The organism is Actinomadura sp. 7K507 (assembly GCF_004348425.1).
GTDB lineage: Bacteria > Actinomycetota > Actinomycetes > Streptosporangiales > Streptosporangiaceae > Spirillospora.
In genome coordinates, this window is the sequence record NZ_SMKK01000298.1 from 1 (window position 1) to 10028 (window position 10028).

Below are 10028 nucleotides of genomic sequence, written 5' to 3' on the forward strand. Positions count from 1 at the left end.
GGTGGGCACCGAAGCAGAAGTGCGGGCCGTGCGCGAAGGCCAGGTGCTCGGCGGCGTTCTCGCGCCGCACGTCGAAGCGGCCCGGGTCGGGGAACACGTCCGGGTCGCGGTTGGCGCCGGCGATCGACACGCGGACCAGGTCGCCGGCGCGCACGGGGGCCTCGCCGAGGTCGGTGTCGCGGGTGGCGTACCGGTCCACGACGGACGCCGACGGCTCCAGCCGCAGCGACTCCTCGATCGCGGCGGGCAGCAGGTCCCGGTCGTCCAGGACGAGGCGGAGCTGGCCGGGATGCCCGAGCAGGTGCAGCACGGCGTTGGCGATCATGCCCTCGGTGGTGTCGATGCCGCCGAACATCAGGATCGCCGCGTTCGCGACGACCTCGCCGGTGGCCAGGGGCCGGGGCCCGTCCTGCGCCGCCCCGTCCTGCGCCGCCCCGTCCTGCGCCGCCCCGTCCTGCGCCGCCCCGTCCTGCGCCGCCCCGTCCTGCGCATCCGCGTCCCGCGCGGCCCCGGCGAGCAGCGACCCGGGGCGCGCCGCGGTGATCGCCTCCTCGACGGCGGCGCCGAGCAGCCGGTACGCCTCGTCCGTGCGGGCCGGTGCGGTACCGCCCGCGGTGATGGCCGATACGGCCTCGACGAACGCCCCGTACCAGGACCGGACGGTCGCGGTGTCCACGCCGTGCAGCCCGAGCGCCTCGGTGACGACGGCGGCGGCCAGCGGCCCCGCCAGCTCGCCGCGCAGCTCGGCCCGGCCCGCGGGGGCCAGGCCGCCGACGAGCCGGTCGGTCTCGGCCTCGACGAACGCGGTGAAGCGCTCGCGGGTCCGCGCCGGCCGGAAGGGGCGCGCGAACGGGTCGCGGTGGCGGGTGTGGGCGGGCCCGTCCAGCGACAGCATGCTTGGCCCGACGACCTGCGCGGTGGAGAAGCGCGGGTCGTCGACCGTGAACGCGGCGGCGTCGCGCATCACCCGCAGCGCCAGGTCGCGGGAGGTCACCAGCCAGCCGTCCAGCGCGGGGAGCCAGGAGACGGGCTCGCGCTCGCGGAGCCGCGCGAGGTGCGGGTGCGGGTCGTCCTCCAGGTCGGAGGCCGTGATGGACGCGCCGGCCGGAAACCGGGTGGTCAGGTCATAGGTCACCCGACCGAGGGTATTCGGCCCATTCTTGATCTACAATGTAAAGGCGCCGGGCCGGATCGCCGCCTGGCTCACACGGCCTTCGACCGCCACCACTCACGGCCGCTCTCCGGCAGGGTGTAGATCGGGTCGTGGTACTCGTACTGCCTGGTCAGCGCGTCGGGGTCGGAGGCCTCAAGACCGGTGCGGTAGTTCTTCGTCCAGTAGGAGACGCCGCGTTCGCGGTCGTAGCCGGCGACCTGGTGCACCCAGCGCTTGCCCACGTAGGGGACGTCGCAGACGATCCGCGGGGTGGCGAAGCCGGGCAGGTAGCCCATGACGGCGTGCTGGAGCTCCTGCGCCTCCCAGACCGCGAGCCGCCAGTGCTCGCTGTAGGGGATCATGTCGCACATGTAGAGGTAGTACGGCATGATCCCGGCCTCGTCGAGCAGCGCGAACGACATGTCGAGCAGCGCGGCGGGTGTGTCGTTGACCCCGCGAAGCAGCACGCCCTGGTTGCGCACGTCGCGGATGCCGGTGTCGAGCATGGCGCGGGCCGCCCTGGCGACCAGCGGCGTCACCGACTGGGCGGCGTTGACGTGGGTGTGGATCGCGATCTGGACGCCGCGCTCGCGCGCCTTGGCGGCGAGGCGTTCCATGCCGGCGCGGACGTCGTCCTGCAGCCAGTGCTGGGGCAGTCCCATGAGCGCCTTGCTGGCCAGGCGGATGTCGCGGATGTTGTCGATGTCCATCAGGGAGTCGACGAACGATTCCAGCCGCGGCCAGGGCATGTTGGCGACGTCGCCGCCGGAGACGACCACGTCGCGGACGCCGGGGGTGCGGCGCAGGTAGTCGAGCATGGCGCCGAGCCGGTCCGGCGGCTTGATCGTGAACTTGTGCTTGTCGACGTTCGGGGTGGAGTTGCCGACCAGGTCCATGCGGGTGCAGTGGCCGCAGTACTGCGGGCAGGTCGGCAGCAGTTCGGCGAGGACCTTGGTGGGGTAGCGGTGGGTGAGGCCCTCGACGGCCCACATCTCGGCCTCGTGCAGCGAATCGCGCGCGGCGCGGGGGTGGGACGGCCAGTCGGTGCGCCGGTCGCTGAAGACGGGCAGCATGTAGCGCCGCACGGGGTCGCCGTAGAACGCGCCGGTGGACGAGGCGTCCATGGTGTTGAGCATCTGCGGGGGCAGCAGCATCGACATGGTCGCGCGCTCGGCCTGGTCGCGTTCCAGGTCGGCGTAGAAGGACTCGTCGAGCAGGTCGCCCATGACCTTGCGGAGCTGCCGCAGGTTCTTCACGCAGTTGGCGCGCTGCCATTGCGCCGACTCCCACTCGTCCTGCGTCACGTCGCGCCATCCGGGCAGGCGGCGCCAGTCGGGTTCCTCCAGTGGCCGGCGCCGGTAGGCGTACGGCTGGCGTGCGGTCTCTTCGGAAAGGACGGTCGCGTCCTGGTCCCGGTGCAGGGCAGTGGTCATCGTCGACCGCCTCCTCGCCTCATTGATCGCATAAAACTCTTGTATAGGGCCGACGTTACGGGAAGACTTTCGATGTAACCAGTGATACCCGGTATATCTTGCGGGTACCCATCCGGCGGCGGGGGAGAGGCGGGACGGCGATGAGCGACGGCGGCACGGGGACGGCGGTGGGCCTGCACCGGGTGCTGGAGCCCGCGGGCGTGCTGCCGCAGGCCGCGCGGCGGCTGGACGCCGACCCGCGGATCCGGGCGGACGAGGTCCGGATCGGCGTGGAGCGGCTCAACCTGGACGCCGCGTCCTACCGGCAGCTGCGCACCGCGCACGGCGGCGACCCGGACGCCGTCCGGGCCGAGGTGCTGCGGATCGTCGCCGAGCGCGGCAAGATGCACAACCCCGTCACCGGGTCGGGCGGCATGCTCGTCGGCGTCGTCGAGGAGACCGGCCCGGACTCGCCGCTCGGCCTGAAGCCCGGCGACCGCGTCGCCACGCTCGTCTCGCTGACCCTCACCCCGCTGGCCGTCACCGACGGGCTGGCCGGCTGGGACGGCCTGTCGGAGCAGGTGCCCGCGCGGGGCCACGCGATCCTGTTCGCCCGGTCGATCGCCGCGGTGCTGCCCGACGACCTGCCCGTCCCCTTGGCCCTCGCCGTCCTGGACGTGTGCGGCGCGCCCGCCCTCACCCGCCGCGTCGTCGCGTCCCGGCCGGAGGCCCCGGCCGTGGCGGTGCTCGGCGCGGCCGGCAAGAGCGGCTCGCTGGCGCTGGCGGCGGCCCGCCGCGCCGGCGCCTCCCGGGTGATCGGGCTGGTGCCGACCGCCGAGGAGGAGGACCTGCTGGCCGCCACCGGCCTGGCCGACGCCGTCGTCCGCGCCGACGCCCGCGACCCGGTCGCCGTCGCCGCGGCGATCGAGGACGCGCACGGCGGGCCCGCCGACGTCACGGTCGTCTGCGTGGACGTGCCGGGATGCGAGCACGGCGCGATCCTGGCGACCGCGCCGGGCGGCACCGTCGTGTTCTTCTCGATGGCGACGTCGTTCCCGGCCGCCGCGCTCGGCGCCGAGGGCCTCGCCGCCGACGTCACGATGCTGATCGGGAACGGCTACGTGCCCGGCCACGCCGGGACCGCGCTGGACCTCGTGCGGTCCGAGCCCGCGGTTCGCGCGCTGTTCACCGCCAGGACGGCGGACGATTCGGCACAATGACCGGGGAAAGCCCCGGCAGCGGCGGGGACGACCCGATCATTGAGGAGAGTCGAGCATGGCGAGCATCACCGGGGAACTGCGCGGGCGCGAGCCCAAGGAGCGCCAGGCGCAGATCGTCGACGTCCTGGTCGACGCGTTCTCGGACCTGATGGAGGGCAGCCCCGCCGAGTTCCGCCGCCGCTTCCGCAAGATGGCCTCCGACCCGTTCGCGTTCTACCGCGGCAGCGCGTGCCTGTTCTACGCCGACATCGTCCACGACGACGACCCGTGGGCCGACGAGCGCACCGGCCGCGTCTGGATCCAGGGCGACCTGCACGCGCAGAACTTCGGCACCTACATGAACGACGACGGCGTGTTCGTCTTCGACGTCAACGACTACGACGAGGCCTACGTCGGGCACTTCACCTGGGACGTCAAGCGCCTCGTCGCGAGCCTGGCGCTGCTGGCCTGGCAGAAGGCGATCTCCGACTCCGACATCCGCCGGCTGATCGAGACCTACGTGCGCGCCTACGTCGACCAGGTCCGGCGGTTCGCCGCGCACGACGGCGACGAGAGGTTCGCGCTGACGCTCGACACCACCGACGGGTACGTCCGGGACGTGCTGGTCGCCGCGATGGGCGGCACCCGGATCGGGCTGCTGGAGGGCATGACCGAGGTCGACGGGCCCGACCGCCGGTTCCGCGACCGCGCCGGCGTCCGCCGCCTCGGCGACGCCGAGCGCGCCGACGTCGAGGCCGCCTACCAGGAGTACCTGACCACGATCCCGGCCGACAAGCGGTTCGGCAGCCTGACCTACCAGGTCAAGGACATCGTCGGCGCCTCCGGTTTCGGCATCGGCTCCGCCGGGCTGTCGGCGTACAACATCCTGGTGGAGGGCAACACCCAGGCCCTGGAGAACGACGTCATCCTGTCGATGAAGCAGGGCAACGTCGCCGCCCCCAGCCGCGTCGTCGACGACCCCCGCATCCGCGAGTACTTCCAACACCACGGTCACCGCACCGCCGTGTCCCGCCGCGCGCTGCAGGCCAACGCCGACCCGTGGCTCGGCCACACCCAGATCGCCGGCGTCGGCTACGTCGTCCAGGAGCTGTCGCCCTACGAGGAGGACCTGGACTGGGGCGGCCTGACCGAGCCGGAGGACATGCTGTCGGTCCTGGACGACCTGGGCCGCGCCACCGCCAAGGTGCACTGCGTCTCCGACACCGACTCCGACCACACCCTGGTCGGCTTCCAGGTCGAGGACGCCATCGACGCGGTGATCGGCGCCGACGAGTCCGCGTTCGTCGAGGCGATGGTGGCGTTCGGCACCGGCTACGCCGAGATCGTCCGCGACGACCACAAGTACTTCGTCGACGCCTTCCGCAACCACCAGATCCCCGGCCTGTAGCGGTCCGGCCTGTAGCGGGCCGGCCGGCTTCAGGCCGGGCGCATCAGCAGGAGGGCGATGTCGTCGTGGCCCTGCTGGTCGGACAGCAGGGCCAGGACGCCGTCCGCCATGTCCTCCAGGGCGCCGGCCCGGGAGGCGGCCAGCGCGGACGCCAGCCGGGTGATGCCCTCGTCCACGTTGCGCATGCGGCTCTCGACGAGGCCGTCGGTGTAGAGGGCGAGGGTGGCGCCCGGCGGGATCGCCGCCGGCACCTGCCCGTACTCGGTCGGGTGCGCCTCGTCCGACACGCCGAGCGGGAGCCCGTCCGGGACGGCGAAGTGCCGCACCGTCCCGTCGGGCAGCGCCAGCAGCGGCGGCGGGTGGCCGGCGCACGCCACCTCGCAGCGCAGCGTCGCCGGGTCGCAGACCAGGCACAGGCAGGTGGCGAACTGCGCGGCGTCCAGGCCCTGCGCGATCCGGTCGAGGCGGGCCAGCACCTCGCCGGGCGGGAACCGGCAGCTGGCCAGGGTGTGCGCGGCGACGCGCAGCTGCCCCATCGCGGCGGCGGCGGTCACGCCGTGGCCGACCGAGTCGCCGATCACCACGGCGATCCTGTCGCCGGGCAGCGGCACGACGTCGTACCAGTCGCCGCCGACGCCGCTGCGGGCCGGCAGGTAGCGGTGCGCGATCTCCAGGCCCGGCGGGACGGAGACGGCGGCGGGCAGCAGCCCGGCCTTCAGCGCCGTCGCGGTGCGGTGCTCGCGCCGGTACTGGCAGGCGTTGTCGATGCACGTCGCGGCGCGCCCGGCCAGCTCGGCGGCCAGCGCGGTGTCGGCGGCTGCGAACGGCAGCCGGCCGCGCTTGCGGCTGAACAGCGCGAACCCCAGCGTCCGCCCCCGTGCCACCAGCGGCGCCGCCAGCAGCGAGACGTGGTCGAGGAGCCCGTCGACGAGGCGGCCGGTGCGGTGCGCGTGGGTGTCCTGGACGGCGTCGCCGCCGAACTCGACCATGCGCCCGCCGGCGAGGCACTCGGCGAAGGGGGTGGACGGCGGGTAGACGATCACCTCGTTGACGGGGAACTCCCGGGACCATCCGCGCGGGTCGTCCTCGGCGAACTCGACCGCCAGGCGGCGCACGACCGCCGACCCGTCGGACTCGGCGGCGGGCCGGTCGTCGTCGGCCAGCAGCCGCTCCAGGACGTAGATGGCGCCGGCGTCGGCGAACCGGGGCACGGTGACGGCGACGATCTCGCGGGCGGTGCGGTGCAGGTCCAGGGTGGAGCCGATGCGGCGGCCCGCCTCGCTCAGCAGCTCCAGCCCGCCCGCCCACGGCGGCGACACGGTCAGCGCGACGGCGGTCCCGGCGCCCGGCTCGCCGGTGCCGGCCATCGGGTCGCAGGCGGCCGACAGGCCGTCGTCGGACAGCGGCAGGACGCCGCACCACGGGCGGCCCTCCGCGGCGAGCTTGAGCGCGGCCGTGAGCGGCTCGGCAGCGGCGGGCCGGGCGAGCAGGTCGGTGAGCACCGCCCCGACGGCCTCGGCGGCGGTGCGGCCGAACAGGCGCGCGGCCCCCTCGCCCCAGCCGGAGATCCGGCCGTCCGGCGTCAGCAGCACGGTCACGGGGGTCGCGGGTTGTTCGGACATCGGCCCTTCACTGTCCGGTATGTCGGGGCCGCCGGGCGGAACCGCGTTACCCTGAGTGCGCCCCGCGAACGGCAACCCCTCGGTCAAGGGAGACTACGCATGGACTCCGAGTGGACACCACCCGAAGTCGACAGTCAGAGACCAAGCGTCGCACGGGTGTACGACTTCCTGCTCGGCGGAGACCACAATTTCGCGTCGGATCGTGACCTCGCGACGGGGCTGCTGCGCGTCGAGCCCCAGGCGCGGGAGCTCGCGCAGGCGAACCGGGCGTTCCTGCGCCGCGCGGTCCGCGTGATCGCCGGCTCCGGGGTGGGGCAGTTCGTCGACATCGGGTCCGGCATCCCCACCCAGGGCAACGTGCACGAGGTGGCGCAGGGCGTCGACCCGGACGCGCGCGTGGTGTACGTCGACAACGACGACGTCGCCGTGGCGCACAGCCGCGCCATCCTGGCGGGCGACGACCGCACGGCGGTCGTCGAGGCCGACATGCGCCGTCCCGGCGAGATCCTCGCCGACGACGAGGTCACCGGCCTGATCGACTTCTCGCGGCCGGTGGCGTTCCTGCTGGTCGCGGCGCTGCACCTGGTCAAGCCGGAGGAGGAGCCGGAGTCGATCGTCGCCGCGTTCCGCGACGTCGCCGCACCCGGCAGCCACCTGGTGATCTCCCACCTGACCCACGAGGCGGAGCCGGGCAAGACCGCGGCGATCGGCAAGCTGTACGACCGCGCCACCTCCCCGGCGGTGTCGCGCTCGCACGCGGAGATCCTGCGGTTCTTCGACGGCTGGGACGTCCTGGATCCCGGCCTGGTGTACGTGCCGCTGTGGCGCCCCGACGACGGCGAGATCGAGGACAGGCCCGAGCGGTTCCTGGTGCTCGGCGGTGTCGGCCGCAAGTAGCGCCCGCCGGGTGCAGGCGGGTCAGCGGCGGGACAGGACGCGGGCCACGGCGGCGGCGACCACCGTCACCAGGATCCAGCCCGCGGCCACCAGGACGTAGGAGAACCACTGGTACCCGCCCGCGGGGTTGAAGGCGCGCTGCTGTCCCAGGTCGACCAGGGGCAGCAGCAGGTCGAGGGTGTAGACGACCGGGTTGAAGTGCGGGGCCTCGTCCGCCTTGAGGGGCGGGGGCGGGTTCGTGCCGTACACCGCGCCGCCCGCCGTCAGCAGCAGCGCCAGCCACAGCACGGCGCGCCAGGGCTGGTAGCCGTAGGCGACCGTGGCCTCCTGCAGCATGCCCCAGAACCGGCCGGCGGGGGTGCCGGCGCGGTGGGCGAGGCGCTCCTTGGCCAGCAGGACGCGGCGCGCCTCGCCCGGCTGCCCCAGCGCGGTGTAGTGCGCGGCCAGCCGCTCGTACGGCTGGGGCTGGTGGCCGTCGGGGTCGAGGGCCAGCCACCGCAGCCGCTCGCGGGCGGGCAGGCGCGGTTCCAGGCTCTCGTAGGCCAGGCCGTTCAGTTTCAGCGCCTGCGCCCAGGTCCGCGGGTCGTCGTGGAGGACGCCGACGCGGGCATGCGCCAGGACGACCTCGCCCTGAACGGGTTCGGACGGCTGCAGGGTGAGCTGCCCTGCCTGCAGGGTGTGGGCGTCCAGGGCGATGCCGCCGGGGTGGGCGAGACGGGCGCCGATCAGGTCGACCCGCGCGCCGACCCTGGTGCCCGAGAGCTTGACCTTCCCGGTCGCGTTCAGGCCCGTGCAGAACAGGTCGGCGGCGATCTCCGCCCGGGACAGCCGCAGGCAGGTGCGGCCGCCGGGTTTCTCCAGGTGGGCGTCGGTCAGCCTGAGGCGTCCGGCGATGCGGCCGACGACGGCGCGGACCTCGCCGCGGGCCCGCAGCCGTTCGCAGTCGAAGGTGCCGCCGACGGTGATGTTGTCGGCGTTCAGCGCGATCAGCTCGCCGTCGCTCCGGGCGTGCCGGCCGGCGTCCAGATTCGCACCGGTCAGCGTGAGGTCGTTGCCGACCCGCGCGCCGACCAGGCTGACCCGTCCGCCCGCCACGGTCAGGTCCGTGGCGTCGATGTCGTTCACCGTGACCTGGTCGGCCCACAACGCGACACCGTCCGGCGCGGACAGCGAGGCGCCGTCGATGGTGAGGAACGTGCGGATCTGCGCGCCCGGCATGCGTATCTCGCCTTCGGCCGTGAAGCCGTACCGAGCGAAGAACGGGCCCTCGACCGTGAGGCCGCCCGCCCCCAGGGCCACGCCGCCGGGGTTGCGCAGGACCGCCCTGTCGAGCAGTACCTCACCTTCGACCCGCGTGTTGCGCAGCGCGGTCTCGCCGTGGACGGTCAGCCCGGTGGCGTGGAGCCCGCCGCCGATCGCGGTGCGGCCGAGCGACAGGGCACTTGACGGATGATGGGCCGCGCCCGTGATCGTGGCGTTCTCCAGGTTCAGCCGTCCGAGGCGCCCGCCGCGCAGCAGGAAGGATCCGTCGGCGCGGAACCCTTCGTCGGCCTCCAGTTCGCCGTCCACGACCAGCCCGTCGGCGGCGACGGCGACGCCGTCGGCGCCGGGGCCGATCCGGGCGCCGCGCAGCGAGACCTCCCCGCTGACCTTGGCGCGGTCGAGCCTGACCCCGGCGCGGACGGTGCTGAGATGCAGGTTGAGGATGCCGTCCATGCCCAGCCTCGCCGCGTTGAGGCTGTCCAGGGACGAGCGCACCAGCCGCACCGTCCGGGCGGTCGCCTCGACCAGGCGGACCGGCTCGTCGAAGTGGCAGTCCTCGCACACCAGCGCGAAGGGGACCTCGGCGCCCATGAGGTCGAGACGCCCCCGGATCCGGACGCCCCGCAACCGGACCCCGGGCCGCCTGCCCGGGTCCGGCGGGACCGCGCCGAGCAGCAGCGCGGCGATCACCTCGGCGCGGATCGCGCGGTCGTCGTCCCAGTGCGGGGCGTTGGCGACATCGTCCTTCTCGGGGTCGCCCGTCCGCAGGTCGACCCATTCGCCCCGTGGGAAGGCCTCCCACATCCGTTCCTCGGCCTCGTTGAGCCGCTGCGTCGTCATGCCCCAATTCTGGGGGTTGCGGGGTGGTCGTCAGCGGGCGAAGGCGATGGCCGTCCCCGCGCTGATGACGACCGCGATGACCACCAGGACGAGCGTGCTGCTCAGCGGGTTGCGGCGCTCCGGCGGCTCCTTCGCCGCCTGCCGGACCGTGTGCGCCTCGCTCGGCGTGCTCTCCGGCGCGGCCTCGGGCGGGGCCTGCGGAGGAGCCTCCGGCAGAGGCGGCCGCGTCCGGGG

General features: G+C 73.9%; 7 protein-coding genes and 1 pseudogene. 3 read left to right on the forward strand and 5 right to left on the reverse strand.

Going from position 1 to position 10028, the window contains the following annotated elements:
• Positions 1-1135 (reverse strand): cytochrome P450 (locus E1285_RS39935; RefSeq protein WP_132159802.1); only part of this gene is annotated, 1135 nt, incomplete at its 3' end.
• Positions 1136-1203: 68 nt separating this feature from the next.
• The gene (locus E1285_RS39940; protein WP_132159803.1) at positions 1204-2586 is read right to left on the reverse strand and encodes a lysine 2,3-aminomutase; all 1383 of its coding nucleotides are present in this window, start codon (positions 2584-2586) and stop codon (positions 1204-1206) included.
• Between the two features lie 140 nt (positions 2587-2726).
• Here E1285_RS39940 and E1285_RS39945 point away from each other — a divergent pair, with 140 nt between their 5' ends.
• On the forward strand, positions 2727-3785 hold the full coding sequence (locus E1285_RS39945; protein WP_132159804.1) for a zinc-binding dehydrogenase: 1059 nt from the start codon (positions 2727-2729) through the stop codon (positions 3783-3785).
• A 55-nt stretch (positions 3786-3840) separates the two neighbouring features.
• Entirely contained in the window at positions 3841-5172 is a 1332-nt protein-coding gene (locus tag E1285_RS39950; RefSeq protein WP_132159805.1) for a DUF2252 domain-containing protein, read from the forward strand.
• 29 nt (positions 5173-5201) lie between these two features.
• Here the strand turns inward: E1285_RS39950 and E1285_RS39955 are convergent, their stop codons facing one another.
• Complete coding sequence (locus E1285_RS39955) at positions 5202-6794, reverse strand: PP2C family protein-serine/threonine phosphatase (protein ID WP_132159806.1); 1593 nt, start codon at positions 6792-6794, stop codon at positions 5202-5204.
• Between the two features lie 99 nt (positions 6795-6893).
• Here E1285_RS39955 and E1285_RS39960 point away from each other — a divergent pair, with 99 nt between their 5' ends.
• Positions 6894-7691: an SAM-dependent methyltransferase gene (locus tag E1285_RS39960; protein WP_132159807.1), complete on the forward strand. Its 798-nt coding sequence runs from the start codon at positions 6894-6896 to the stop codon at positions 7689-7691.
• Between the two features lie 21 nt (positions 7692-7712).
• Here the strand turns inward: E1285_RS39960 and E1285_RS47925 are convergent, their stop codons facing one another.
• Both E1285_RS47925 and E1285_RS46055 read right to left on the reverse strand, forming a co-directional pair.
• Positions 7713-9794, reverse strand: a complete 2082-nt coding sequence (locus E1285_RS47925; protein ID WP_165966952.1) for a hypothetical protein — start codon at positions 9792-9794, stop codon at positions 7713-7715.
• Between the two features lie 30 nt (positions 9795-9824).
• Positions 9825-10028, reverse strand: a pseudogene (locus E1285_RS46055) (hypothetical protein); the annotation flags it as partial.